This window comes from Streptomyces sp. AN091965 (assembly GCF_022698285.1).
In the GTDB taxonomy this organism is placed as follows: Bacteria; Actinomycetota; Actinomycetes; order Streptomycetales; family Streptomycetaceae; genus Streptomyces.
This window is the reverse complement of the sequence record NZ_JALDMY010000001.1, coordinates 9045770-9072310: the sequence shown is the minus strand read 5'-3', so window position 1 is coordinate 9072310 and position 26541 is coordinate 9045770. Positions and strand designations below refer to the sequence as shown.

Sequence of the window (26541 nt, the reverse complement as noted above, 5' to 3'; positions counted from 1 at the left end):
CCTCAGGAGGGGCGCGCCCGGTCGGTCAGACCGTCGGCGTGGGGCGGGTCGGCCGCAGGTGGTCGCGGATGACGCGGACCGCGCTCTCGGCGTTGTCCACGGTGACCGTGAACTTGTGGCCGTCGCCGAGTTGCAGGACGACGCCCTCGCCGCGCCGCACGATGACGGCGGTGCCCTGCTCCGGCCGCCAGCGGTAGCCCCAGCCGCCCCAGTGACGCGGGGTGACGGCGGGCGCGAAGTCGGCGCCGACGACGTGCGAGAGCGGGATGCGGCGGCGCGGTACGCCGATGTGGCCGCAGCGCACTTCCATGCACTCCTTGTCGACCTTCACCGCGACGTGGACGAACGCCAGCGTGCCGAAGAGCATCAGCAGACCGACCGCGATGCAGCCGACGATGGCCATGACCAGCGGCAGGACGCCCGAGGGCCACAGCGTCTCCACGGCCAGGTCGATGCCCAGCGCGAGGCAGGCGGCGCCGGCGCAGGCCAGCAGCCACTGGACGCGGTTGGACGCGCGTCCGGTCCAGATCTCGGGCTGATCCTCGGCGGCAGCCCGCTCGCCGTGGGCATGGTCCGTCATGGAGTCGAGGTTACTCACGATCCGCGGCGATGGCACCGCGTCCCGGAGAGTTACCTCTCCGGCCGGACCCCCCGAACACCAGGTTCGCCGAGGTGAGGGGCGCCCGGCAGGGCGCGTTCCGCTCGCTGGGCCGCACGGGATGGGTCAGCCGTCGGCCAGGACAGGCCCCCCTTCGGCCGCCGTCCCGGGCCGGACGGCCGGTCTCAGCCCTTCAGGGCCGGGCTCGCCGACGCCAGGAGGCGTCCTTCGGCGTACGTCAGGGCGGCGGGCGGCAGCGCGGCCTCGCGCCCGCTGAGGAGCACGCGGACGCCGCCGTGGCCGTCCCCGGCCGCCGGGCGCGCGCCGGGCACCTCGCCGATGCGGCGCAGCGTCTGGGCGGCGACCGCGCCGGCCGAGCCGTGCAGGACCAGCGGCGTCCGGTCCGCTCCCTGCACGGCGGCGCGGATGCGCTCCGCGACCAGTTCGTAATGGGTGCAGCCCAGGACGACGGCCCTTACCCCGGGCGGCGTGAGGGCGGCGGCCGCCGCGATCGTCCGGTCGATGGCGTCCTCGTCGGCCCACTGCACGGCGTCGGCCAGACCGGGGCAGGGCACCTCGGTGACGTCGACGCCGTCGGCGAACTCCTCGATGAGGCCGCGCTGGTAGGGGCTGCCGGTGGTGGCGGGGGTGGCCCAGATGGCGATCGGTCCGCCCCCGGCCGCGGCGGGCTTGATCGCCGGGACGGTGCCGATGACCGGCAGTTCCGGCTCGAAGCGGGCGCGCAGGGCGGGCAGCGTGTGCACGGTCGCGGTGTTGCAGGCCACGATCAGCGCGTCCGGGCGGTGCGCGGCGGCGGCCGCGGCGACCGCGAGGGACCGCTCCGTGAGGTCCGCCGTGTCGCGGGGACCCCAGGGCATGCCGTCGGGGTCCGAGGAGAGGACGAGATCGGCGCCGGGTGCCAGGCGCCGTACCGCGGCCGCCGCGGCGAGCAGTCCGATGCCGGAGTCCATGAGCGCGATCTTCACCCGGTCACCTTAGTCGATCGGCCGTACGACCCGGTCACCGTGGGGCAGACTGCGGCGGGTGAGTGCCGTTGTGTGGATCTCCGTCGCCTCGCTCGCCGCGTGGCTGTGGCTACTGGTCGGACAGGGCTTCTTCTGGCGCACGGACCTGCGCCTGCCACCCCGGCGCGAGCCGGAGCGGTGGCCGGCGGTGGGTGTCGTCGTCCCCGCTCGGGACGAGGCCGAGGTGCTGCCCGCCAGCCTGCCGTCGCTGCTCGCCCAGGACTATCCGGGGCGGGCCGAGGTGTTCCTCGTCGACGACGGCAGCACCGACGGCACCGGGGCTCTCGCGCGCGAGCTGTCCGAGCGGCACGGCGGCCTCGCGCTGACCGTCGGCTCGCCGGGCGAACCGCCCGCGGGCTGGACGGGCAAGCTGTGGGCGGTGCGGCACGGCATCGGCCTGGCCCGCGCGCACGAGCCGGAGTACCTGCTGCTCACCGACGCGGACATCGCCCATGAGCCCGACAGCCTGCGGGAGTTGGTGGCCGCCGCCGAGTCCGGCGGCTTCGACCTGGTGTCGCAGATGGCCCGGCTCCGCGTGGCCAGCGCGTGGGAGCGCCTGGTCGTCCCCGCGTTCGTCTACTTCTTCGCGCAGCTGTACCCGTTCCGCTGGATCGCGCGCAGGGACGGGCGGACCGCCGCCGCGGCCGGGGGCTGTGTGCTGCTGCGCGCGGACGCCGCCGCGCGGGCGGGGGTGCCGGACGCCATCCGGCACGCGGTGATCGACGACGTGGCCCTCGCGCGGGCGGTCAAGCGGAGCGGCGGGCACATCTGGCTGGGACTCGCCGACCGCGTCGACAGCGTGCGCCCCTATCCGGCCCTCGCGGACCTGTGGCGGATGGTGGCGCGCAGCGCCTACGCCCAGCTGCGCCACAACCCGGCGGTGCTCCTCGGGACGGTCGCGGGGCTCGCCGTGATCTACCTGGTGCCGCCCGTCGCCCTGGCCGTGGGCCTGGCCGCGGGCGACACCACCGCCGCGGTCGTCGGCGGCCTCGCCTGGCTCGTCATGACGGCGACGTATCTGCCGATGCTGCGCTACTACCGCCAGCCGCTGTGGCTCGCGCTCACGCTGCCCGGCACGGCCTTCCTGTACCTGCTGATGACGGTGGACTCGGCGGTGCGGCACTACCGGGGGCGCGGCGCCGCGTGGAAGGGCCGGACGTACGGGGCCGCCCCGGAGGCGGCTCCCGACTCGCGGCCCTGACCGGCGCCTGCCGCGTACCGGGAGGCGCCGGCGTCGGACGTCACTTCCTGCCGGGCGTCCAGTTCATGCCCCAGCCATACGCGTAGTCGATGGTGCGCTGCGGGCTCACGCCGCGCTCGGGCACCAGATAGCGGGCCTCGCGCTGGACGACGAGCTCGCCGCCCTGGTTCGTGATGAGCGCCAGGGCGCACACCGTCGACGGCACCGTGCACTCGTCCAGGGAGAACTCGATCGGCGCGCCGTGCTGCGGCGTCAGCGTGACCGTCGCGTTGAGGTCGGCGAAGCTGCGCGCGCCCTCGTAGATGGTCACGAAGATGACCATGCGCTTGAAGTCCTGCGTACGGTCGAGGTTGACGGTGAGGTTCTCACCGGTCGACACGGCGCCGGTGCGGTCGTCGCCGTCCAGGAGGATGTACGGCGGCTGGTGGAGGGATCCGAAGGCGTTGCCGAGGGCCTGGACGACTCCCTTGCGCCCGTCGGCCAGTTCGAACAGCGCGCACAGGTCGAGGTCCAGGTCGGCGTGCATCGCCACGGCCCGCCCGAGCTTGCTGGCCCAGCCCTTGAACTGCTTGCGCACCTCCCAGTTGAGGTTCACGCGCAGCGCGCCCGAGGTGCCGCCCTGCTTGGTCAGGGAGACCGTGGGCGCCTCCTTGGTGAGCGTGACCTTGGTCAGGCGCACGGGGTGGGCGGGGGCGGCGGCCGGCGGGGGCGGCGTGACGGGGGCGGGCGCGGTCACGGGCGGGGCCGGGGCGGGCGCGGGCGGCGCCACCGGCGCGGCCGGGGGCGGGGTCGGCGCGGCCGTCTGCTGGGGCTCGTCCACCGTGATGCCGTAGTCCGTCGCCAGGCCCTCCAGGCCGCTGCTGTAGCCCTGGCCGACGGCGCGGAACTTCCAGGCGCCCTGGCGCCGGTAGAGCTCGCCGAGGACGAACGCCGTCTCCACGCTCGCGTCGGCGCTGTCGTAACGCGCGATCTCCGCGCCGCTCGCGGCGTCGAGGACCCGGATGTGCAGACCGGGCACCTTGCCGAACGTGCCGCCGTCCGAGGACGCGGCGAGGACCACCGTCTCGACGGCGGGCTCCACGCGCGCGAGGTCGACGACGAGCGCGTCGGTCACGGTGCCGCCCGCGGTCCGCTTGCCCTCGTGGCGCACGGCGCCCGAGGCGTGCGTCGCCTGGTTGTAGAAGACGAAGTCCGCGTCCGAGCGCACCTTTCCGGAGTCCGCGAGCAGCAGGGCGGACGCGTCGGCGTCCGGAACTCCGGGTCCGGAACCCCAGCCCAATTCGACCCGTACGGCAGTTGCCCCCACGGGAACATTCGAACCTTTGGCCATAGACATGTCTGCCCCCATCACCAGTGCCGGGCCCGGCAGGACCGCCGTTCCGTTCCCGCCCAACCTATTACCTGGCATTCGCGGACGCGCACAGGCCCACCCGGACATCGCTCCGCGTCAACCGCCGGTCGACCACCGGTAACCCCCCAGATCCCCGCCTTTTACAGGATCCCTACGCTGCCGCGCGACCGATTTTCCCAGGTTCGCTCGCATTGGGGGTCCGAAGGCACGGGCAACACGGCAAACAACCCTCTTATCGGTCTCCCCAACCAGCACATCAAGGGCTTAACTTATGGAGCATGACCTCCCCCCGCTCCACCTATGGCGGCGGTTACTACTCCGCGCCGTCCTTCCCGGACACTCCGATCTACGACTCTCTGGTCGCCGAGCGGGGCACCCCGCAGATCGCCCCGATCCGGGTGAACCCGTCCCCTTATGACACGGGCAGCCACCTCCCGGCCCTGCCGCCCGCGCTGCCCGCCCTGCCGTCGGCGCCCTCCGGGCCCTCGATGGCCGCTCCTCCGAACGCCGCGTACGGCTACGCGCCCGCCCCGCAGCCCGCACCGCTGCAACAGGCCCCGGCGCCGTACATCCCGCAGCAGGCGGGTCCGCCCCGCGGCTATCCGGGCCCGCAGCAGCAGCGGCCCATGGGGACCACGACGGGCTATGAGGCGATGCGCCCCGCGGCGCCCCGCCCGGCGCCCGCGCCCCACGAGGACCCGTACAACCGGCAGCAGTACCGGGGCTACTGACCGGCCGCGACCGACCGTCAGCGACCACTGACAGCACGGCCGCGCGCCGGGTCCGCCGTTCGACCGCTCCACGTTCATCCGCCGCAGGCGTCCGGGGGGCACGCCTGGCAGTCGCCGTCGACCCATGGGTCGACGGCGACTTTCGTATGCGCGCACACGGCCGGAGCGCCCGGGAACCGTTTTCGGCCTGATGTGCGGGGCCCGCATCTCCCCGCCCGGGCGGACTTCGTCCCGCGGGCGACCGGCGCCATCCGTATCGGTGACCCTCCGAAGATCCCCGAATGAACAGGACGGTCGTGGGGAACTCGAAGGCGGGGCAAGGCCGTTGAGGTTCGGTGGGGACCATCGGGACCGGTGGAAAGGCGCCGGTGCAAGCGCTGTCGGGCCCCGTCGGGACGAGTCCGGAAAGCGACGGGAAACAGGCCGATGTCATCCTCGGTTCTCGTGTCCCATGCGTGAGCCGGGCCGTCCGCGGTTAAGGCCGTGGTGACGGACGCGGAAGGGGGTGCAGGACCGTGCGAGCGATCGCCGGACTCTGGCGCTGGCGCCGCAATCCACTGCGCCGCGCGACGGACCTCGCCGAGGCCTGGGCGGCGCTCGTCGCGCTCGTCCTCATCGTCGTCGGGGCGCCGGTGGTCGGCGCCGTGACGGGCAGTCTGACCAACGACGCGCTGCTGCGCTCGGTGGAGGCCCAGCGCGCGGCCCGCCACGTCGTGACGGCCACCGTCCTGAAGAAGCTCGACCAGCCGCCCCTCGACCCCGACCCGGAGACGTCCTCCGCGCGGGACGCGCACCGCCGCGTGCTCGCCCACTGGAAGGGGCCGGACGGCTCGGGCCACGCGGGCACGGTCGCGTCCGGCCTCAAGTCACCGCACCCCGGCGACCGGTTCACGGTCTGGACCGACCGCACCGGCCGGGTCGTCGGCCGCCCGCTCGACCCGGCCACCGCGACGACCCACGCGGCCCTCGCCGGATTCGGTGCCGCCCTCGCGAGCGCCGGCCTCGTCGAGGGCGCCCGGCGGCTGCTCCTGTGGCGCGTCGTCCGGCGGCGCTACGCCCGCTGGGAGCAGGCCTGGCAGCAGGCGGGCCCGGACTGGGGCAAGACGGGTACCGGCGCCTGAGCTGGTGAGAGCCTGCCCATCAGGTCAACTCCCCCGCGTCGCGCGCGCTACGGTGGAGCGGGCCGACTCTTCGGCCTCCTCGCGCGCGGGCGCGGGGTCCCGCGTACGTCGAGGTGGGGGCAGAGCAACTCCATGGCACAGGGCACGGTCCAGGTGACGCACACCGGTACGTCGCGGTGGCGGCGCCGCACGGGAGAGTACGCATCGCTGACCGCCGCCTTGGAGGCCGCGGGCGACGGGGACGTCCTGACAGTGGCCCCGGGGACGTACCGCGAGAACCTCGTCGTCCAGCGGGCGGTGACGCTGCGCGGCCCCGAGGGCTCCCCCGGCTCGGTGCGCATCGCGCCGGCCGACGGCGTGCCCCTGACGGTGCGGGCCTCCGCCGTCGTCCAGGACCTGCACATCGAGGGCCAGGACTCGGCCGCGCCCGCGCTGCTCGTCGAGGACGGGGCGCCGGAGCTCACGGACCTCCGGGTGATGACGCGCTCGGCGGCCGGCATCGAGGTCCGCGGCGGCGCCCGGCCCACCCTGCGCCGCTGCACGGTCGACAACGCGGGCGGCATCGGCATCGCCGTACTCGACGGCGGCGGCGGGGTGTTCGAGGAGTGCGAGGTCGTCGCGGCGGGCCAGTCCGGGGTCGCGGTGCGCGGCGGCGGGCATCCGCGCCTGGAGCGCTGCCGGGTGCACCACACCTCGGGCGCGGGCCTGTCGGTGACCGGCGAGTACAGCGGCCTGGAGGCCGTCGGCTGCGAGGTGTACGAGGTCAAGGGTGCGGGCGTGCAGATCACCGCGCGCGCCACGGCGCACCTGACGGACTGCGCGGTGCACCGCACGACGTCCGACGGCGTCACGCTCGACACGGACGCGGTCCTCACCCTCGCCGACTGCCGCATCCACGACATCCCGGAGAACGCGGTCGACCTGCGCTCGCGCTCGGTCCTCACGCTGACGCGCACCACGGTGCGCGAGTTCGGCCGCAACGGCCTGTCGGTGTGGGACCCGGGCACCCGCGTGGACGCCAACCAGTGCGAGATCCACGACAGCACGGGCGACTACCCGGCGGTGTGGGTCAGCGACGGGGCGACGGCCGTCCTGGAGTCGTGCCGGGTGCACGACGTGCCGGACGCGCTGTTCGTCCTCGACCGGGGCTCGCGCGTCGACGTCATAGACAGCGACCTGACGCAGGTGCGCAACACGGCGGTGTCGGTGAGCGACGGCGCGACCGCCCAGCTCGACGACGTGCGCATCCGGGAGGCGGCCACCGGCGCGTGGTTCCGCGACCACGGCAGCGGCGGCGTCCTCGCGGACTGCACCGTGGACGGCACGCAGACGGGCGTGATCGTCACCAAGGGCGCCGATCCGACCATCGAGCGGTGCACGGTCACCTCCCCGGCCGAGGCGGGCTTCTACGTCTCCGCGGGCGGGCGCGGCAGCTTCCACCGCTGCAAGGTCGTCGACAGCGGCGGCTACGGCTTCCACGTCCTCGACGGCTGCCGTACGACGCTGAAGCGCTGCCGCACCGAGCGGTGCGCGCGCGGCGGCTACGAATTCGCGGAGGACGGCCCGCTCGTCGAGGACTGCACCAGCGACGAGAGCGCCGGCGTGCGGCCCGCCGCGCCCGAGCCGATCGTGCAGACGGCCACGCAGTCCACGGGGCTGCTCGGCGCGGTGCCCGAGCCGCGCGTCACCGAGCAGCCGCCCGCGCCGCCCGCGCCGCAGTCCTCCCGCACCTCCAAGGCGGTGCTCGGCGAACTCGACACGCTGGTGGGCCTGGACAGCGTCAAGCGCGAGGTGCGGGCGCTCACCGACATGATCGAGGTGGGTCGGCGGCGCCAGGAGGCGGGCCTGAAGGCCGCCTCGGTCCGCCGCCATCTGGTGTTCACCGGCTCCCCCGGCACGGGCAAGACCACCGTGGCCCGGCTCTACGGCGAGATCCTGGCCGCGCTCGGCGTCCTGGAGCGCGGTCATCTGGTCGAGGTGTCGCGCGTGGACCTGGTGGGCGAGCACATCGGCTCGACGGCGATCCGCACCCAGGAGGCGTTCCAGAAGGCCCGCGGCGGTGTCCTGTTCATCGACGAGGCGTACGCGCTCTCGCCGGAGGACTCCGGGCGCGACTTCGGCCGGGAGGCCATCGACACGCTCGTGAAGCTGATGGAGGACCACCGCGAGGCGGTCGTGGTGATCGTCGCGGGCTACACCGAGGAGATGAACCGCTTCCTGTCCGTCAACCCCGGGGTGGCGTCCCGCTTCTCGCGCACCATCACGTTCGGCGACTACGACGCCGAGGAACTCCTGCGCATCGTCGAGCAGCAGGCGGAGGAGCACGAGTACACGCTCGGCACGGGCACCGCCGAGGCGCTCCTGAAGTACTTCACGGCCCTCCCGAAGGGCCCCACGTTCGGCAACGGCCGTACCGCGCGGCAGACGTTCGAGGCGATGGTGGAGCGGCACGCGGGCCGCGTCGCGCAGGTGGCGGCGCCGAGCACCGACGAGCTCACCCTGCTGTATCCGGATGACCTTCCGGAGCTGGTGTAGGAGCCGGTGCGGGGCGCGGCGGCGAAGCGGCCGCGGGGCGCGGCACGGCGGGCCTGAGCCGGGCGAGCAGCCGGGTCCGCTCCTCGGCGAACGCGGGGTCGGCCTGGTAGTCGCCGTGGCCGAGCAGGGGCGCGGGCAGCGGGTGCTCGGCGGTGCGGCCGTAGGCGAGCGGGTCCTTGAGCGCGGCGCGGTCGACCTGCGGGCCGCAGTCGCCGTGCAGCCGCACCGGGCCGCCGATGGGGTCGGTGGCGCGGTGCAGGTTGCGCCAGCAGTCGACCTCGCGGTGCAGGCAGCTGAGCGCGGCGGGCCCGAAGTGCGCGGGGAACCAGCGGCCGTACAGGCGCTCAAGCGGTGAGCCGTAGGTGAGCAGCGCGACGCGTCTGCGCACGGACGGCAGCAGCTGCCAGGCCGCCGCGGCGGCGAGGACGCTGCCCTGGGAGTGGCCGGACAGGACGAGGCGGCCGCCCGTCGCGCGGGTCCAGGTGTCCATGCGCCAGGTCAGGTCGGGCACGGCGCGCTCGGCGTAGCAGGGCGGCGCGAACGGGTGGGCGGCGCGCGGCCAGAACGTGCCGACGTCCCAGAGGATGCCGATGGTGCGGCGGGCGGACGCGTCGCGGTAGGCGCGGCGGCTCCAGGTGACGAACAGTATGAAGCCGAAGCCGATCAGCCAGGAGCCGAGCGCCTGTGCGGTCTGCGCGGTGCCCTCGACGAAGGCGGGCGCGCCCTCGGCGGCCTCGCCGGGGACCTCGTCGCTCGCCCAGGCCCCGACGAGTGCGGCGGCCCCGAGCAGCAGCGTCGTGGCCGAGGTGACGCCGACGATGAGGGGCGCCCGGTCGGTGAGGGTGGCGCCGGCGCGCTTGGCGGCGATGCGGCGGGTGCGGGCGGTGTCGGGGCGCTCGCCGGGGTACTCGCGCGGCACCCGGGCGAGCTCGACGCGCAGGCGCCGCGCGGTGGCGACGGCGAGCCCGGCGCAGAGCACGGCGACGACCACGAGCAGCGGCGGGATGACCGAGGCCTGCCAGGTCAGCAGGGCGGGCGGCCCGTCGATCGTGCCGCCCCTGCCGTCCAGCCAGTCGGCGACGCGCTGCGAGCCGCCGCCGGACATGACGCCGCCGAGCGCGCAGGCCAGCATGGCCACGGCGGGGCCGCCGAGACCGCGTAGGGCGGTGCGCGTGTCGGGCGCCCCGCGGTAGAGCCCGGTGGCGACGGCCGCGAGGGCGAGCACCAGGGCGCCCTGGACGAGGGCGATGCCGCCGAAGGTCGTGTTGCCCGGAAGGCGGCCCGTGGAGGTCCAGTCGGGGCGCGACCACCCGGCGTACAGGACCGCGAGGACGAGCAGGACGACGGCGGTGAGCGGGAGCAGGCGCACCAGGGTGCGGTCGAGCCGCCGGTCGACGCGGTGTTCGCTGCGGCCCCTGCGGCACACCACGCCCACCACGACGGCTCCGCACCCGGCGAGGGCCGCCAGCAGGGCCCAGCCGAGGACGTCCAGGAGCGCGGACCCGCCGGGGCGGCGGTCGTGGCGGGCGGCGGCCGCGCCCACGGCGGCGGCGACCGTGAGCAGGCCCGCGGCCGTGTGGGCGGCGCGCAGCCGGGCGACGATCCGGCGGCCGTACCAGAAGCCGGGCCTGCCGAGGGCGTTGCGGGCGGCCTCCTCGGGGTCCGGCTGGTGCGGGAGCGGCTGCTGCGACTCGTAGGCGCTCCAGGTGCGGTGGGACAGGTACCAGAGCAGGCCGGTGAGGGCGGCGGGCAGGGCCGCGGCGAGGGCGAGGCGGCGACCGGGCTGCGACCACCAGCCGCCGCCTCCGGCCGGACCGGGGGCGAGGAAGCCGAGCCAGGAGTGGTCGGCCGCGCACGCGCGGGTGCCCGCGCACTGCCAGGCCAGCAGGTCGACCGCTATCTCGCAGGCCGCGGCCACGAGCAGCACGGTGAGGCTGAGGGCGACGAGGCGCACCAGGAGGCCGTACGCGCGGACCGCGCGCCGCATGCGGCGCGCGGTGGGGCGCATCCAGTGGGCGAGGTTGGCCACCATGAACGGCAGGAGCAGGAGCCACAGGGCGCGGGAGCCGTTGCCGGAGGTGAGGTTGGACCAGACGTAGGCCTCCGGGACGGGGCGGCCGCGGTAGTCCTCCGGGCGGGACTCGGCCGTCACGTCGTCGGCGCGGCGGTGGACGGCGGCGGTGCCGTCGCCGGAGACGCGGACGGTCCGCGGGTCGTCGAGCATCGCCTGCGGCGTGGCGCCGCCGACGCCGTGGACGAGGAGTTCCAGGGCGATCCGCTCCGCCGGTACGGGCGGGCCGGACGCCGGGTCCTCCGCAGGGGCGGGCTGCCCCGCTGTGGCGCGCTCCACTGTTCCGCTCCCCCGAGGTGTGCGCTGCTGACTGCGGAACCCAAGGATCCCGGCTCGGGGCGCCGCGCGCACCCGCCGTCACGTAATCTCCCCCTTCGTTATCCACTGGTGGCGCATGCGAGGATGAGGCGACCCTGATGACGGGCTTGACGAGGCGAAAGGGCCGGACCTGAGGTGAGTGAGAATCAGCACCTCCTCGCGGAGCAGCGCCGTGCCCTGATCCTGGACGAGGTCCGCCGCCGCGGTGGCGTCCGGGTCAACGAACTCACCAGGAAGCTGGGCGTGTCGGACATGACCGTCCGCCGCGACCTGGACGCGCTCGCGCGCCAGGGCGTCCTGGAGAAGGTCCACGGCGGCGCGGTGCCGGTGGCGGAGGCGAGCACGCACGAGCCGGGGTTCGAGGCCAAGTCGGGGCTCGAGCTCAGCGCCAAGGAGGACATCGCGCGGGCCGCGGCGGCCCTGGTGGCCCCGGGCACGGCGATCGCGCTCTCCGGCGGCACGACGACCTACGCGCTCGCGCATCAGCTCCTGGACGTGCCGGACCTGACGGTGGTGACGAACTCGGTGCGGGTCGCGGACGTCTTCCACTCCGCGCAGCGCAGCTCGGGCCAGCGGCAGGGGGCCGCCACGGTGGTCCTCACCGGCGGGGTGCGCACGCCGTCGGACTCGCTGGTCGGCCCGGTCGCCGACCAGGCGATCGCGGCGCTCCACTTCGACGTGCTGTTCCTCGGGGTGCACGGCATAGCGGCCGACGCCGGTCTGTCCACGCCGAACCTCGCGGAGGCGGAGACCAACCGGCGGCTCGTGCAGTCCGCGCGCCGCGTCGTGGTGGTCGCCGACCACACCAAGTGGGGCACGGTGGGCCTGAGTTCGTTCGCCACGCTGGGGCAGGTGGACACGCTGGTGACCGACGCGGGGCTGCCCGCCGAGGCCCGCGCGGAGGTCTCCGAGCAGCTGCGGCTCGTCGTGGCGGGCGAGCAGGAGAGCGCCGAGGAGGCCTGAGGCCGCCCGGCGGCCGCCGGTCCCTGCCCTTGTCGACCGTGCTCGTCTAAGGTGACCGTACTCGTTCCACCACCACCATCTGCTGGGGGCTGAGTGCGATGCCACGCCGTCTGAGGCCCGTGGGGCTCGACTTCCTCGTGACCGCTCCCGTGCGGCACGTCTTCACCGGTGAGGTGTCCGCGCCGCCGGAGACGGTGTTCCAGGCCCTGGCGGTGGACGTGGCGCAGTGGCCCGCGTGGTTCACGTCGGTCACCCGCGCCCGGCCCACGCGGGACGGCGCGGGCCGGGCGGTCCACCTCCAGGGCGGCTTCCGGCTCCTGGAGACGATCCTCGCCGCGGACGCGCCGACGCGGTACGTCTACCGCGTCGACGTCTCGAACGCGCCCGGGGTCCGCGCCCTGGTCGAGGAGTGGCACCTGACGCCCACCGCCACCGGTACGCGGGTGCGCTGGACCTTCGCGGTCGAGCCCAGGGGCCTGATGCGGTTCCTCTTCCGGCACGGCCGCAGGGGCCTCGGCAAGACCTTCGACGCCTCCGTCAGGAACCTGGACCGCCGGCTGTCGGGCACGAAGGCCTAGCGCAGGACGGGCTCAGGCGTCCGGCCACTCGCCGGTGGCGAGGAGCGTCTCTATGGCCGCCGCGTACGGCCGGATGTCCAGACCCTGCTCGGCGAGCCACGCGTCGGAGTAGTACTTGTCCAGGTAGCGGTCGCCGGGGTCGCAGATGAGGGTCACGACGCTGCCGGTGCGGCCCGCCGCCACCATCTCGGCGACGATCTTCAGGGCGCTCCACAGGCCGGTGCCGGTCGAGCCGCCCGCCTTGCGGCCGATGACCTGCTCCAGGGCGCGGACGGCGGCGACGCTCGCCGCGTCCGGGACCTTCATCATGCGGTCGATGGCGCCGGGCACGAAGCTCGGCTCCATGCGGGGCCGGCCGATGCCCTCGATGCGGGAGCCGCAGTCGCTGGTGGCGTCGGGGTCCTGTCGCGTCCAGCCGTCGAAGAAGCAGGAGTTGTCCGGGTCGGCGACGCAGATGCGGGTGTCGTGCTGCATGTAGTGCACGTAGCGGGCGATGGTCGCCGAGGTGCCGCCGGTCCCGGCCGTGGCCACGATCCAGGTGGGTTCCGGATAGCGTTCGAGGCGCAGCTGCTGGTACATCGACTCGGCGATGTTGTTGTTGCCGCGCCAGTCCGTGGCCCGTTCCGCGTAGGTGAACTGGTCCATGTAGTGGCCGCCGGTCTCGACGGCGAGGGCGGCCGACTCCGCGTACATCGTGCGGGAGTCGTCCACGAAGTGGCACTGGCCGCCGTGGAATTCGATGAGGCGGCACTTCTCGGCGCTGGTCGTGCGCGGCATCACCGCGATGAAGGGCACGCCGATCAGCTTCGCGAAGTAGGCCTCGGACACGGCCGTCGACCCGCTGGAGGCCTCGATCACGGGGCGTCCCGGGCGGATCCAGCCATTGCACAGGCCGTACAGGAACAGCGAGCGGGCGAGCCGGTGCTTGAGGCTGCCGGTCGGATGCGTCGACTCGTCCTTGAGGTACAGGTCGATGCCCCAGTGCTCGGGCAGCGGGAAGCGCAGCAGATGCGTGTCGGCCGAGCGGTTGGCATCGGCCTGGACCTTGCGCACCGCTTCTTTCAGCCAGGAACGGTACTCCGGGTCGCTGCGGTCGACATCGAGAGTGACGGCGGGCTCGCCGGTCGGGTCGTGCTGGGTGGTGCTCACCGCGTGGCTCCTCGCGCTCATGCCGGACGCGGTTCGATCCGGCCGGACCTCTTGATGATAAACACCTACAACACCGCCCTCACCTGCATAAACACTCCTTTTGGTACCTCAAAGGCGCAGCTGTCGCGGCCATCTGGCCCTCTTGTGTTCCTGACGTGGTCACGCACGGAAGTGGCATGTGCGTCGTCGCCGTACGCCCTAGTGCTCGGCGCCGGGCACGTGCACACTGCACCGCACGGGGCAGGGGTAATGTCCCGGACGGGCGCCATCGGGCGGCGCCCGGACAGCGGCAGACGAAGGCCCGCGGCACGCCGCGGCACACCATGCGCGGGACGTCACCGCGCGCGAGGGGGCGGAGCCTCATGGCAGAGCCGGAGTTCAGGGCCACCGGCGTGCGGATCGGGAAGCGGCTGCGCTCCCTGACCCGCGCGGGCCAGGTCCGGATCAACGACGGCAGGCTGGAACTGCTCACCAGTTACGGAACGGAGATCGACAGCGCACCGGTGCAGGCGGTGCGCGCGGGCAAACCGTGGTTCGCCCCGCACGACCGCGCCCTCGCCGAGGTCAACGGCACGCGCTACCGGCTCACGCTCGGCGACCACGATCCGGTGCCCGGGGAGCCGGGCCCACCCTCCGTCCGCGCCTTCCTGGAGGCGCTGCGCAGCGCGGGCGGCCGACGGCACGTCTGACGGGGCCGAGACGGGCGCGAGTTGCACGCCCGCACCCCCTGCGTCACTCTGGTTTCACATCACTCTGGGTTTACCGGCGATAACGCTGCGAACCAGCCGCCGGTCCCACAGCAGGCGGCGGACAGCGCGCGCCCCCTGCTGGATCGGAACGCCGTCTTCTTCCGGACCTCACTTCGGGGAGTCGCACCGTGATCAGCCAGCCAAGCAGGCAGTGCACGGTAGAGCTCCAAGCCCTGCCGTCGCGGATCGGTCAAGTCCGCAGAATCGTATCGGCGCAGTTGCGCTACTGGCATCTCGATCCGTTGATAGACCGGGCCGCGCTCGGCGTGACCGAGTTGCTCACCAACGTCCACCGGCACGCGGAGCCGGACAAGGTGTGCACCGTGGACATCGAGCTGATGCTCGGACGTCTCATGGTCTCCGTCCACGACCACGATCCACGGCTGCCGGAGGTGCGCGAAGCGGAGCAGTTCGCGACCTGCGGCCGCGGGCTCGCCATGGTCGCCGCGGTCAGCGACAGCTGGGGCGTCAGGCCGGAGGGCGAGCACGGCAAGGTCGTCTGGTTCACGCTCGCCGCGCCGTCGCCCACCGTGGACCTGCCGACGTATCCCGCGTACGACGCCGCGAGCACCCGCTCCTTCGTCGCCGCGTCACCCGTCGGCGCGCATACTCCCGCCCGGTCGGCCGTTCCTGGCTGACCGGGCGGTGACTGTTGTCGCTCTGTTCCCCGTCCCTTCCCCCGCTCCTCCTTTCCGCTGATTCCGCTCATTCCGCTGTTTCCGTTCTCCCTTTCCGCCGCGTTCCGCTCACTCCGTCGCGATCGCGCGCAGTACGTCGAGACGTGCCGCGCGCCGCGCCGGGCGCAGGCCCGCGAGGGCCCCCGCGACCACGCCCACCAGGGCGACCACCGTGAGCGGCAGCGGCGGCAGGGCGAACGCGAAGGCGGTGTCGGACGCCCCGTCGGACGCCTTGACCAGGACCCAGCCGAGGAAGCCGCCGAGCGCCAGGCCGCCCGCGGTGCCGAACGCGGCGACCAGGACGGACTCCCAGCGGACCATGGCGCGCAGCTGGGCACGGGTCTGGCCGACGGCCCGCAACAGGCCCAGCTCCCGGGTGCGTTCGTGCAGGGCGAGGGTCAGGGTGTTGGCGATGCCGAGCAGCGCGATGAGGACGGCGAGGGCGAGCAGCGCGTAGACGAGGGTGAGCATCATGTCGATGCCTCCGGCCGAGGACCGCGCGTACTCGTCGCGGGTCTGGACCTCGGGGTTGCCGTACTCCTTCGCCACGGCGGACACCGCGGCCCTGCCGTCGGCGGCGCTCACGCCGTCCTCGAAGGTGACGGAGACAAGGGTGTCGGAGTCCTGGGCGCGGTGCGGGGCCCAGGCCTCGCGGGTGACGACGTAGTCGCCCACGAGTTCCGACCTGCCGTACACGGCGCGGACGGTGAAGGTGTCCTTCTTCCCGTCGGCGAAGGCGAGTTCGGCGCGGCCACCGACCTTCAGGCCGCGCTTGTCGGCCTCGTCCCGGGTGACGGCGATGCCGTCGTCGCCGAGGCGGGCCAGGGAGCCCCGGACGTCGCCGAGGTCGAAGGCCTCGGCGAGGGCCCGGGGGTCGGTGACGGTCAGGGCCCGGCCCTTGCCGTCCACTTCGGCCACTCCCCTGCCGAGGCCGACGGCCGTGGCGACCTCCGGGCGCTCGGCGAGCGCGGGGGCCAGGCGCGGGCTCAGTCCGCTGCCTCCGGCGCCGAAGGCCGGGGTGCTGACCGCGATGTCGCCCGCGAAGGACCGGGACACGGTCTGGTCCATGGTCGCCTTCAGGGACGCGCCGAAGACCGTGAACAGGGAGACGACGGCGACGCCGATCATCAGGGCGCTCGCGGTGGCGGCGGTGCGCTTGGGGCTGCGCAGGGCGTTGCGCCGGGCGAGGGCGCCGGTGACGCCGCGCAGCCGGTCGAGCGGGCCGCCGATGAGCCGGACGGCGCGCGAGGCGGCGACGGGGCCGAGCACCACGAACGAGGCGAGCGCGAGCACGGCGCCGGCCCCGGCCAGCCACACCGACGGGTCGGCGAGGACCCCGGCCAGCGCGAGGGCCACGGCGGTGAGTCCGAGCGCGGTGCCCGCCACGGCCCGCGTCCGCGAGGCGCCGGAGTGGTCGACGGCCGTCTCGCGCAGCGCGGCCAGCGGCGCGGTGCGCCCGGCCCGGACGGCGGGCAGCAGCGCGGAGGCCATGCAGACGACGACGCCGACCGCGAGGGGCAGCAGCATGGCGGTGGCGCTGATCACCAAGTCGCCCTCGGGGAAGGGGAATCCGATGGCGGGGAACAGTGCCTGGAGCCCGGCCGCGACGGCGATGCCGCCCGCGAGGCCCGCCAGGGACGCGACCACGGCGACGGCGCCCGCTTCGAGCAGCGTCGCGCCGGTGACCTGGCGGCGGGAGGCGCCGAGGGCGCGCAGCAGGGCGTTCTCGCGCGTGCGCTGGGCGACGACGATCGCGAACGTGTTGTGGATCGAGAAGGTCGCCACCAGGAGCGCGATGCCGGAGAAGACGAGGAGGAACGTCGTGAACAGGTTCAGGAACTGCCCGGAGATCATCTCGGAGTTCTCCTCCGCGGCCTCCTGGCCGGTGATGGCCTCGACGCCGTCGGGCAGCACGCGGGCCAGCGCGTCGACGAGCTCCGCCTGGCCGGTGCCGGGCCCGGCCCGCACCTGGATGGACGAGGCCCGGCCGGGCTCCGGCGTCAGATGCTTCTCCGCGTCGGCGCGGGTCATGCCGGTGAAGGTCGTCTGCGCCATCCCGTCCTCGCCGCCGAACGTGGCCAAGCCCACGACGGTCACCCGGACCGGGTCGGGCGTGCGCAGGGTCGTGGTGTCGCCGATCTTGAGGTCGCCGCGCTCGGCGGCGCCGCGGTTGACGACGACCTCGCCGGACTTCGCCGGGGCGCGACCCTCGGCGAGCCGGTAGGGGTTGAGCGCGGTGTCCTCGATCCAGTTGCCCGCGAGGGTGGGCGGGCCCTGGCCGCCGATGGGGTCGCCGTCCTTGCCGACGAGCTGGCCGGCGCCCTGGATGCTGGGCTCGGCGGCCGCGACGCCCGCCACGCGCGCGATCCGCTCGGCGAGACCGGAGTCGACGGCCTGGCGGACGCCCTGGCTCTCGCCGGGCGCGGTGATGGTGTTCTCGGCACGCACGACCGCGTCGGTGCCGCGGGTCGCGTCGCCGAACATCGTGTCGAAGCCGGCGCGCAGCGTGTCGCCCATGACGAGGGTGCCCGTGAGGAACGCGACGCCGAGCAGCACCGCGACGAACGTACCGGCGAAACGGCGCTTGTGGCCGCGCAGGGAGGTGAGGCCGAGGCGCGCGGCGGGGGCGAGGGAGCTCATGACGCCGCCCCCTTCGTGGGGTCGTACGCGCCGGAGGCGTCGTACGCCGCTTCGCCGTAGGCGTCGTAGGAGGCCAGGCCGGAGCGGGCCGCGCCCGTGGTCTCGAAGGCCTTCATGCGGTCGAGGACCTTGTCCGCCGTGGGGGCCCGCATGCGGTCCACCAGCCGGCCGTCGGCGAGGAAGACGACCTCGTCGGCGTGGGCGGCGGCCACCGGGTCGTGGGTGACCATGACGACGGTGCGGTCCATCTGGCGCACCGTGCGGCCGAGCAGCCCGAGGACCTCCCCGCCGGAGCGCGAGTCGAGGTTGCCGGTGGGCTCGTCGGCGAAGACGACGTCGGGGCGGCCCGCGAACGCCCGCGCCACGGCGACGCGTTGCTGCTGTCCGCCGGAGAGTTCGGCGGGCCGGTGGTGCAGGCGGTCGCGCAGGCCGACGACGTCGATGAGCGCGTCCGTCCACTCCTGCTGCGCGCGGTCGCGGCGGCGTCCGGCGAGGTTCATCGGCAGGGTGATGTTCTCCGCGACGGTCAGCGTCGGCACCAGGTTGAAGGCCTGGAAGACGAAGCCGATCCGGTCGCGGCGCAGCAGGGTCAGACGCCGGTCGTCGAGGGAGCCGAGGTCCGTCTCGCCGATGAGGGCGGAGCCCGAGGTGAGGGTGTCCAGGCCCGCGGCGCAGTGCATCAGGGTGGACTTGCCCGAGCCGGAGGGGCCCATGATCGCGGTGAAGCGACCGGCGGGGAAGCCGACGCTGACGCCGTCCAGGGCGGTCACCGCGGTCTCGGCGGCCGCGGTCGAGCCGTAGACCTTGACGGCCCGCTCGACCCGTGCGGCGTAGCGGATCCCGGTCGGCTGCGGGGTGGCGGCGGTGCTCATGACCGGCCTCCCTTGATCACACGGCCGAACTCCTCGTTCAGGACGGTGAGGCGGCGCCAGTACTCGTCCTCGTCGATCTCGCCGGAGGCGAAGCGGTGGCCGAGCACGGCGATGGGCGACTTCGGGTCGACGCCCGCGGCGCCCCGCTGCCAGGGCCCGCCCCGGCCGCGCCACACCGTGCGGCGCAGGACCGTGACGACGCCGAACACCACGGCCGCCCAGATCAGCGGGAAGAACAGGATCCATGGGCCGGGCCCGCCGTCGAACGCCAGGGTGTACATGCTGTCCATCTCCTCGAAGGGGGTGCGGAGCGGTGCTTTCCGTCGCTTCCGAGCCTGGTCCGGGGGCGCCGTGAAGTCGTCGTACGGCCAGCGGCAGTGCGCGTACCTCCTGGGGAGTACGAGGGGGCCTCGGGCCTGCTCCCTCGCATGCGGCGGTGCGGTGGATGCCCTCCCACCTGGCACTCTGTACCTATTAGTATGTACAGTAGAAGCATGAGCACTCCGGAGCGTCTGATCGAGTCCACCCGCGAGCTGCTGTGGGAGCGGGGCTATGTGGGCACCAGCCCCAAGGCCATCCAGCAGCACGCGGGCGCCGGGCAGGGCAGCATGTACCACCACTTCTCGGGCAAGCCCGACCTCGCGCTCGCCGCGATCCGGCGCACGGCCCAGGAGATGCGCGCCACCGCCGAGGCCTCGCTGAGCGGCGACGGGTCGGCGTACGAGCGCGTCGCCGGGTATCTGCTGCGCGAGCGCGACGTGTTGCGCGGCTGCCCCGTCGGCCGCCTGACGATGGACCCGGACGTCATCGCGAGCGACACGCTGCGCGCGCCGGTCACCGAGACCCTGGAGTGGCTGCGCGAGCGGCTCGCCGCGATCGTCCAGGAGGGCCTGGACCAGGGCGAGTTCAGCCCGTCGCTCGATGCCCACGAGATCGCGTCGGCCATCGTCGCGACGGTCCAGGGCGGCTATGTCCTGGCCCGCTCCACGGGCTCCCCCGACGCCTTCGACGCGGGCGTACGCGGCCTGCTGGCCCTGCTCGCCCCGCGCTGAGCCCGCCGTACGCACTCCGGCGCCCGCACCCCACCGCCGAGGCGCCGCCTTCCCGCATGTCCCCGTCCTACGCGCAGAGGAACGCCGTGCACATCACCCGCACCCGCCCCGAGAGCCTTCGCGGCCCCGCCGAGCACTTCACCGGCAGCGTCTGGCTCGACGAGATCGCGAGCCCCGAAGCCCCGTCCCGGCTACGGATGTTCAGCGTCCACTTCACTCCGGGCGCGCACACCGCCTGGCACCGCCATCCGCACGGCCAGGTCCTGCACGTCACCGAGGGCGAGGGCCTGGTGCAGCGCGAGGGCGGGCCCGTGGAGCCGATCCGGGCGGGCGACACCGTGTGGATCGCGCCCGGCGAGCGGCACTGGCACGGAGCCGGGCCGCGCACGTTCATGACGCACCTGGCCGTGGTGGAGGCCGCCGACGACGGCACCGCCGCCCACTGGGAGGAACTCGTCGCCGCCGACGAGTACCCGGCCTGAGACCCCGCATCCGACAGAACAGCAGGTACGCACACCATGCACGCTCTGCAGTACGAGATCACCCTGCCCGCCGACTACGACATGGGCGTCATCCGTGACCGCGTGGCGGCCAAGGGGCATCTCCTCGACGCCTTCCCCGGCCTCGGCTTCAAGGCCTACCTCATGCGCGAGCGCGGCGTCGACGGCTCGCCCGTGAACCAGTACGCGCCGTTCTACCTCTGGAACACCGCCGAGGGCATGAACTCCTTCCTCTGGGGGCCCGGATTCCAGGGGCTCACCGACGACTTCGGGCGGCCGGTGGTGCAGCACTGGATGGCGCTCGGCTACGAGGCCGGGCCCGCCGGCGACGCCCCGCCGAGGGCCGCGGTGCGCCGCCGGACGCCGCTGCCGGAGGGCGCACGGATCGTGGACCTCGCCACCGGGCTCCTCGACGAAGCGGCGGCCCTCTCCCGCGCCGACGGGGCGGTCGGCGTGACCGTGGCCGTCGACCCCCGGCACTGGGAGGCGGTGACGTTCTCGCTCTGGGCCCACGAGGCGCCCGCGGAGCGCGGCGAGGTCTTCCAGGTCCTGCACTGCTCGACGCCCGAGCGGGACCGGCTCGTCCGGGGCAGGTCGTGGTGAGCGGGGCGGGCCCCGCGGTCCGTACCGTCACGGGGGACGTCGCGCCGTCCGCACTCGGCGTCTGCGACGCGCACGACCACCTCTTCCTGCGCAGCCCCCGACTCCCGGGCCAGGAGCTGGACTCGGCGCGGGCCGCGGCCGACGAGCTCGCGGCCTTCCGCGCGGCGGGCGGCCGCGGCCTCATCCAGTGGACCCCGCACGGCATGGGCCGCCGCGCGGCCGAACTGCCCGCCCTGGCCCGCGCGACGGACACGCGGATCGTGGCCGCGACGGGTCTGCACCAGGCCGTGCACTACGACGAGGACGCCCTCGCCGCGCTGCGCGCCGGGGGCCTGGCCGCGCTGTTCGTGCGGGAGCTGACCGACGGCATCGCCGACAGCGGCGTACGGGCCGGTCTGATCAAGGTCGCGGGTGGCTTCCACACGCTGGACGCCCATGCCCGCTGGACGATGACGGCGGCGGCCGAGGCCCACCACGCGACGGGCGCGCCCATCGCCGTCCACCTGGAGCTGGGCACCGGCGCCGAGGACGTGCTCGACCTGCTCTGCGCCGATCTGGAGGTGCCGCCCGCCAAGGTGATCCTCGGCCACCTCAACCGCTTCCCCGACCTCGACGTCCACCTGCGGGCCGCGGCGCAGGGCGCCTATCTCGCCTTCGACGGGCCCTCGCGCGCCCACCACGCCACGGACTGGCGCATGCCGGACGCGGTCCGGGCCCTCGCCGACGCGGGCCACGGCGCCCGGCTGCTCCTGGGCGGCGACACCACGACGGCCGCCGCGCGCTCCGTGCACGGCGGGCCCGGCCTGCCGCATCTGCTGCGCGGGGTCCGCCCGCGCCTGGCGCGCGCCGTCGGCGAGGACCTGGTGGACCGGATGCTCACGGCGAACCCGGCCGCCGCCTTCGCCGTGGAGTGGCCCGGCTGACCCCACCGGTGCGGTGCCGCCCGGCACCGCACCGGGAGCCGGGCCCTCACCTGCGCACCCGTATTGCATCGTGCGTTCCAAAACAGGTACGGTTCCGTCATGGCCCGACCGAGGACGTTCGACGAGGAGCGGGCCCTGGACGCGGCGATGCGCGCCTTCTGGGAAAAGGGCTACGAAGCCACTTCGACCCAGGACCTGTGCGACGCCACCGGACTGGGCCGCAGCAGCATCTACAACACCTTCACCAGCAAGCACGACCTGTTCCGCAGGTCGCTGAACCGCTACATCGACATGATGAGCGTCCCGCAGGCGGAGATCCTGGAGGACGGCGAGCGCCCGGGATTCGACCGGATCCGCGCGCTGTACACCCGGATCGTCGACTCCGAGTTCGAGTACCGCGAGGACGACCGCAGCATCGGCTGCCTCACTGTCAACACGGTGGTGGAGCTCGCCCGGCGCGACGCCGACGCGGACGCGCTGATCCAGCGCGACCTCGACCTGCGGCTCCGGCTGCTGCGGACCGCGATCGACGCGGGCAAGCGCGACGGCACCATCACCGCCCGACGGGACACGGAGTCCCTGGCGCGGTTCGTCAACGCCACCATCGGCGGCATGCGCGTCTCCGCCCAGGCGGGCGCCGACCGCGCCGTCCTCGAATCCATCGCCGAGACGGCCCTGGACGCCCTGCGCCCCTGAGCCTCCCCGCCGCACGGGCGCGCCGAATCCACCACGGAGCCCCTTCCGCGGCCACCCCTGTCTTCATTTTGTACTGACCTATCCAAAATTTGCCCCGCTCACCCCGAGGAGCCCCCATGCCCCGCGCCGTATACGTCCTGGCCCTAGGCATCTTCGCCATGGTGACCAGCGAGTTCGTCGTCGCCGGACTCATGCCGCAGATGGCCGACGGACTCGGCGCCACGATCCCCGAGATCGGCTATCTGATCACGGCCTTCGCGATGGCCATGGCCTTCGGCGGACCGTTCCTGACGGCCGCCCTGCTCAAACTGGCGCCGAAGCGGGCCCTGCTGGTCGTCTTCGCCGTCTTCCTCGCGGGCAACGTCCTGGCCGCCCTCGCCCCCGACTACGTGACCATGCTCGTGGCGCGCGTGGTGACCGGCATCGCCTCGCAGGCCTTCTTCGGGGTCGGCATCTCCATGGCCACGCAGCTGGCCCGGCCCGAGATGCGGGGCCGCGCCGTCGCCGTCGCGCTCAACGGGCTGATGCTGGGCACGCTCCTCGGCCTGCCGATGGCCACCGTGGTCGGGGAACACCTGGGCTGGCGCGCCGCGTTCTGGGCCATCACCGTGCTCACCGCCCTCGCCGCGGTCACGACGTTCGTCGGAGTGCCGCACGTCGAGCGCACCGAGGGCGGTGGCGCGCTCCGCGACGAGCTGGGCGCCTTCAAGAGCCCGCGGCTCTGGCTCCTCCTGCTCACCAGCACGTTCGTCATCGGCGCCACCTTCTCCGCCTTCAGTTACCTCAACCCGATCCTCACCGAGATCACCGGCTTCGCCACCGGCACCGTGCCGCTGCTGCTCATCGCCTACGGCGCCGCCACCCTCATCGGCAACACCGTCGTCGGCCGCCTCGCCGACCGGTACACCCTGCCCGTCCTGGCCACGGGCCTGCTGCTGAACCTCGGCTTCCTCATCGGCTTCGCGCTCGTCGCCGACGTGCCGGTCGCTGCCGTGGCGATGATGCTGGGCATCGGCCTGGTGGGCGTCACCATGAACCCGGCGATGATCACCCGCGTCCAGCGCGCCAGCAACACCGGCCCCCTGGTCAACAGCGTCCACTCGTCGTTCATCACGGGCGGCATCATCATCGCGACGTCCGTCGGCGGTCCCGCCATCGACGCCTACGGGCTGCGCGCCCCGCTGTGGATCGGCGCCGGACTCGCCGTGCTCGGACTGCTCTCGCTGATCCCGGACCTGCGCCGACGCAGGGCCGCCGCCCCGGCCGCCGCCGACGTCGTGGCCCCCGTACGGGAACCCGCGCGGGTCGGCTGAGGCGCCCCGGATTCCCTAACCCAGTGCCCCCAGGGGGTCGTCGAGCACCGGCTGCCAGGCCAGCTCGGCGGCCCCCACCAGGCTGTTGTGGTCGAGGGTGCAGGCCAGGATCGGCACCCCGCCGCTGCGGCCCCACAGGCTCCGGTCGGCGACGACCGCGCGCAGCCGCTCCGGGTCCGCGTCGAGCAGCGCGCGGTGCAGACCGCCGAGGACGATGCGGTCGGGGTTGAGGATGTTCACCAGGCCCGCGAGGCCGAGGCCCAGACGGTCGATCAGGGCCTCGGCGGCCACCCGCACCGCGGGGTCGGCATAGTGCTCGGCCAGCAGCGTGCGCGCCTGGTTGAGCAGCCCTTCGGGACCGGGCCTGACCCCGGCCTCCGTCAGGAAGGCGAGCGGGTCGGTCTCCACGTCGAGGCAGCCGCGGCTGCCGCAGTGGCAGGGGCGCCCCTCCGGGTGCACCGTGAGGTGCCCGACTTCGAGGGCGAGGCCCGAACTCCCGGTGTGCAGGCGGCCGTCGAGGACCAGGGCGCCGCCGACGCCCCGGTGTCCGGTCGCCACGCACAGCAGGTCGCGGGCGCCGCGCCCGGCGCCGTGCCGGTGCTCGGCGAGCGCCGCGAGGTTCACGTCGTTGCCGGTGAAGGCGGGGCCCGTGACCCCGGCCCGGCGTACGCAGTCCGCGAAGATCTCCCGCACCGGCGCGCCCGCGGGCCAGGCCAGGTGCAGCGGGTTGAGGGCGGTGCCCTCCGGTTCCGCGACGGCCGAGGGCACCGCGAGTCCGGCGCCGACGCACCGCCTCCCGGTTTCGCGCAGCAGGCGCGCGCCCTCGTCGACGACCGTGCCGAGCACCTGCGCCGGGTCCGCGTCGATCGTCTCGCAGCCGGGCGTCGTGGCGACGATCTCGCCGCCGAGGCCGACGAGCGCCGCGCGGAAGCCGTCGGCGTGCACCTGGGCGGCGAGGGCGACCGGGCCGGTCCCCGCGACGGAGAGGCGGTGCGAGGGGCGGCCCTGCGAGCCCGAGGCCGCGCTCGGCTTCGCGTCGACGCTGATCAGGCCGAGCGCCTCCAACTCGGCCGCGACGGCGCCCGCCGTGGCGCGCGTGACCCCCAACTCGGCGGTGAGGACGGCTCGGGTGGGTGCGCGCCCGGTGTGGACGAGTTCGAGTGCGGGGCCGAGCGCGGTACGCCCTCGCTCCAGGCGCGTACGCGCCTCACCCCCGGTGGCAGCCTTCCCGTTCATGAGGGCGAGTCTCCCATGATCCGTACGCCACCTCGCCGTTCCGTCGCCGCCATCCGGCCTTCCCGCGCCCTTCGCCTGCCCGTGATCCACGGTTTCGTACGCCTCTTTCCGAAGTGCGCCCCTTCGACTCCGCGGCGCACCCTCCTCGCACCGCGCTCACCGCGCGGCGGCCGTGCCCCGGACAACCGCCTTGTCCCCGACCGGGGTGCGGCCCTACGCTGACTTTGTGTCGCTACTAAACAAAACCACGTCAGAGGCGTCCGAGGCCACCTCTCACGACTTCAGCCGGCTGCGTGCCGCCCTCACCGTGTTCTTCGCCCTCGACGGCTTCGTCTTCGCCGGATGGGTCGTCCGCATCCCCGCCATCAAGGAGCAGACCGGGGCGTCGGCGAGCACGCTGGGGCTCGCGCTGCTCGGGGTCTCGGCGGGGGCCGTGGTGACGATGACACTCACGGGGCGGCTGTGTACGCGCTTCGGCAGCCATCCGGTGACCGTGGCGTGCGGCGTCCTGATGCCGCTGAGCGTCGCGCTGCCGCCACTGACGCACTCGGCCCTCGCGCTCGGCCTGGTCCTGCTGCTCTTCGGCGCCGCGTACGGCGGCATCAACGTGGCCATGAACAGCGCGGCCGTCGATCTCGTCCGGGCGCTGCGGCGACCGGTCATGCCCAGTTTCCACGCGGCGTTCAGCCTCGGCGGCATGATCGGGGCGGGCCTCGGCGGCCTGGTCGCCGGGCACCTCTCCCCCACCCGGCACCTGCTCGGGCTCGCCCTGATCGGCCTCCTCGTCACGGCGGTGACCGCGCCGACGCTGCTGCGGTACGAGGTGCCGCAGGCCCCGGCCGCCGCCGAGTCGCGGGCGTCCGCGCAGCCCGGGTCCGGCCGCGGCGGCGCGCGGGTCCTCGTCCTGGTCTTCGGGCTCGTCGCGCTGTGCACCGCGTACGGCGAAGGGGCGTTGGCCGACTGGGGCGCGCTCCACCTGGAGCAGGACCTGGACGCGCACCCCGGCGTCGCCGCGGCGGGCTACTCGTGCTTCGCCCTCGCGATGACGATCGGCCGCCTGTCCGGCACGGCGCTCCTCGAACGCCTCGGCGGCACCCGCACCGTCGTCGGCGGCGGCCTGCTCGCCGCGGCCGGGATGCTCCTCGGCGCGCTCGCCCCGTCCACGGGCGCGGCACTCGCCGGGTTCGCGATCACGGGCCTCGGCCTGGCCAACATCTTCCCCGTGGCGATCGAGCGCGCCGGCGCCCTCGCCGGACCGAGCGGGGTGGCGGCCGCGTCCACGCTCGGCTACGGCGGCATGCTGCTCGGCCCGCCCGCGATCGGTTTCATGGCGGACTGGTTCTCCCTGCCGGTGGCGCTGACCAGCGTGGCACTCCTCGCGGCGCTCGCCGCGGGCATCGCGGGGGCGACGGGCCGCACGCCCGCCGCTCGCGGCAACGCCTGAGCACCGCCGGGGGCGGGTACGGCTCTCCCTCCTGCCCCGCCGGGTCCAACGGCCCCGTCCGCACGCCCACCGCACACAGGCCGCGCCCCGCCGCCACCTGAGGCGGGTGCGGCGCGCCCACCCCCGGGCCCGCCCCCGCGCGAGCCCTCGCGCCCGGCCGCAAGCGCCTTTCGTCCCGGCGCGAACGCGGGCCTC

Annotated in this window: 24 protein-coding genes; 15 read left to right on the top strand and 9 right to left on the bottom strand. The window is 74.2% G+C overall.

Annotated elements, in window-relative coordinates; genetic code table 11:
- Positions 1-25: 25 nt before the first annotated feature.
- Positions 26-580: a hypothetical protein gene (locus tag MQV74_RS37290; RefSeq protein ID WP_242727905.1), complete on the bottom strand. Its 555-nt coding sequence runs from the start codon at positions 578-580 to the stop codon at positions 26-28.
- Positions 581-783: 203 nt separating this feature from the next.
- A complete protein-coding gene (locus MQV74_RS37285) occupies positions 784-1584 on the bottom strand; it encodes a glutamate racemase (protein ID WP_242727904.1) in 801 nt (266 codons plus the stop codon).
- Between the two features lie 58 nt (positions 1585-1642).
- Here MQV74_RS37285 and MQV74_RS37280 point away from each other — a divergent pair, with 58 nt between their 5' ends.
- Entirely contained in the window at positions 1643-2824 is a 1182-nt protein-coding gene (locus MQV74_RS37280; RefSeq protein ID WP_242727903.1) for a glycosyltransferase, read from the top strand.
- Positions 2825-2864: 40 nt separating this feature from the next.
- Here MQV74_RS37280 and MQV74_RS37275 read toward each other — a convergent pair whose 3' ends face one another.
- Positions 2865-4160, bottom strand: a complete 1296-nt coding sequence (locus MQV74_RS37275) for a TerD family protein (protein ID WP_242727902.1) — start codon at positions 4158-4160, stop codon at positions 2865-2867.
- A gap of 293 nt (positions 4161-4453) precedes the next feature.
- Between MQV74_RS37275 and MQV74_RS37270 the strand changes: the two genes are divergently transcribed.
- From MQV74_RS37270 to MQV74_RS37260, 3 genes are all read left to right on the top strand, one after another.
- Positions 4454-4906, top strand: coding sequence for a DUF6643 family protein (locus MQV74_RS37270; protein ID WP_138964606.1), 453 nt, complete (start codon positions 4454-4456; stop codon positions 4904-4906).
- A gap of 515 nt (positions 4907-5421) precedes the next feature.
- Entirely contained in the window at positions 5422-6027 is a 606-nt protein-coding gene (locus MQV74_RS37265; RefSeq protein WP_242727901.1) for an Rv1733c family protein, read from the top strand.
- Positions 6028-6159: 132 nt separating this feature from the next.
- On the top strand, positions 6160-8562 hold the full coding sequence (locus MQV74_RS37260; protein ID WP_242727900.1) for a right-handed parallel beta-helix repeat-containing protein: 2403 nt from the start codon (positions 6160-6162) through the stop codon (positions 8560-8562).
- On the opposite strand, the gene MQV74_RS37255 is transcribed toward MQV74_RS37260, so the two are convergent.
- On the bottom strand, positions 8522-10912 hold the full coding sequence (locus MQV74_RS37255) for a hypothetical protein (RefSeq protein ID WP_374120752.1): 2391 nt from the start codon (positions 10910-10912) through the stop codon (positions 8522-8524). The two genes, MQV74_RS37260 and MQV74_RS37255, sit on opposite strands and share 41 nt — an antisense overlap.
- A 174-nt stretch (positions 10913-11086) precedes the next feature.
- Here MQV74_RS37255 and MQV74_RS37250 point away from each other — a divergent pair, with 174 nt between their 5' ends.
- Positions 11087-11914 (top strand): DeoR/GlpR family DNA-binding transcription regulator, encoded by an 828-nt coding sequence (locus tag MQV74_RS37250; RefSeq protein ID WP_242727899.1) that lies wholly within the window; start codon positions 11087-11089, stop codon positions 11912-11914.
- A gap of 98 nt (positions 11915-12012) precedes the next feature.
- A complete protein-coding gene (locus MQV74_RS37245) occupies positions 12013-12492 on the top strand; it encodes an SRPBCC family protein (protein WP_242727898.1) in 480 nt (159 codons plus the stop codon).
- A 12-nt stretch (positions 12493-12504) separates the two neighbouring features.
- Here MQV74_RS37245 and MQV74_RS37240 read toward each other — a convergent pair whose 3' ends face one another.
- Complete coding sequence (locus MQV74_RS37240; protein ID WP_278194305.1) at positions 12505-13662, bottom strand: PLP-dependent cysteine synthase family protein; 1158 nt, start codon at positions 13660-13662, stop codon at positions 12505-12507.
- A gap of 341 nt (positions 13663-14003) precedes the next feature.
- Here MQV74_RS37240 and MQV74_RS37235 point away from each other — a divergent pair, with 341 nt between their 5' ends.
- Together MQV74_RS37235 and MQV74_RS37230 are read left to right on the top strand one after the other, a co-directional pair.
- Positions 14004-14330, top strand: a complete 327-nt coding sequence (locus MQV74_RS37235) for a hypothetical protein (protein WP_242727896.1) — start codon at positions 14004-14006, stop codon at positions 14328-14330.
- A gap of 188 nt (positions 14331-14518) precedes the next feature.
- A complete protein-coding gene (locus MQV74_RS37230) occupies positions 14519-15028 on the top strand; it encodes an ATP-binding protein (RefSeq protein ID WP_242727895.1) in 510 nt (169 codons plus the stop codon).
- Between the two features lie 108 nt (positions 15029-15136).
- Here MQV74_RS37230 and MQV74_RS37225 read toward each other — a convergent pair whose 3' ends face one another.
- Genes MQV74_RS37225 through MQV74_RS37215 form a run of 3 tightly spaced genes read right to left on the bottom strand, consistent with a single transcriptional unit; the run spans position 15137 to position 18860 of the window.
- Entirely contained in the window at positions 15137-17707 is a 2571-nt protein-coding gene (locus tag MQV74_RS37225) for an ABC transporter permease (protein WP_242727894.1), read from the bottom strand.
- Complete coding sequence (locus MQV74_RS37220; RefSeq protein ID WP_242727893.1) at positions 17704-18579, bottom strand: ABC transporter ATP-binding protein; 876 nt, start codon at positions 18577-18579, stop codon at positions 17704-17706. Before MQV74_RS37220 ends, MQV74_RS37225 begins: the two co-directional genes overlap by 4 nt.
- A complete protein-coding gene (locus tag MQV74_RS37215) occupies positions 18576-18860 on the bottom strand; it encodes an SHOCT domain-containing protein (RefSeq protein ID WP_242727892.1) in 285 nt (94 codons plus the stop codon). Before MQV74_RS37215 ends, MQV74_RS37220 begins: the two co-directional genes overlap by 4 nt.
- 198 nt (positions 18861-19058) lie before the next feature.
- Here MQV74_RS37215 and MQV74_RS37210 point away from each other — a divergent pair, with 198 nt between their 5' ends.
- From MQV74_RS37210 to MQV74_RS37185, 6 genes are all read left to right on the top strand, one after another.
- Complete coding sequence (locus MQV74_RS37210; RefSeq protein ID WP_242727891.1) at positions 19059-19631, top strand: TetR/AcrR family transcriptional regulator; 573 nt, start codon at positions 19059-19061, stop codon at positions 19629-19631.
- A gap of 86 nt (positions 19632-19717) precedes the next feature.
- Positions 19718-20113, top strand: coding sequence for a (R)-mandelonitrile lyase (locus tag MQV74_RS37205; protein WP_242729358.1), 396 nt, complete (start codon positions 19718-19720; stop codon positions 20111-20113).
- Positions 20114-20149: 36 nt separating this feature from the next.
- On the top strand, positions 20150-20734 hold the full coding sequence (locus MQV74_RS37200) for a DUF4865 family protein (RefSeq protein ID WP_242727890.1): 585 nt from the start codon (positions 20150-20152) through the stop codon (positions 20732-20734).
- A complete protein-coding gene (locus MQV74_RS37195; protein ID WP_242727889.1) occupies positions 20728-21657 on the top strand; it encodes a phosphotriesterase family protein in 930 nt (309 codons plus the stop codon). Before MQV74_RS37200 ends, MQV74_RS37195 begins: the two co-directional genes overlap by 7 nt.
- Before the next feature lie 99 nt (positions 21658-21756).
- Positions 21757-22353 (top strand): TetR/AcrR family transcriptional regulator, encoded by a 597-nt coding sequence (locus MQV74_RS37190; RefSeq protein WP_242727888.1) that lies wholly within the window; start codon positions 21757-21759, stop codon positions 22351-22353.
- Between the two features lie 116 nt (positions 22354-22469).
- On the top strand, positions 22470-23666 hold the full coding sequence (locus MQV74_RS37185) for an MFS transporter (protein ID WP_242727887.1): 1197 nt from the start codon (positions 22470-22472) through the stop codon (positions 23664-23666).
- Positions 23667-23681: 15 nt separating this feature from the next.
- On the opposite strand, the gene MQV74_RS37180 is transcribed toward MQV74_RS37185, so the two are convergent.
- On the bottom strand, positions 23682-24902 hold the full coding sequence (locus MQV74_RS37180; RefSeq protein WP_138964318.1) for an ROK family protein: 1221 nt from the start codon (positions 24900-24902) through the stop codon (positions 23682-23684).
- A 226-nt stretch (positions 24903-25128) separates the two neighbouring features.
- Between MQV74_RS37180 and MQV74_RS37175 the strand changes: the two genes are divergently transcribed.
- On the top strand, positions 25129-26346 hold the full coding sequence (locus tag MQV74_RS37175) for an MFS transporter (RefSeq protein ID WP_242727886.1): 1218 nt from the start codon (positions 25129-25131) through the stop codon (positions 26344-26346).
- Positions 26347-26541 lie beyond the last annotated feature (195 nt).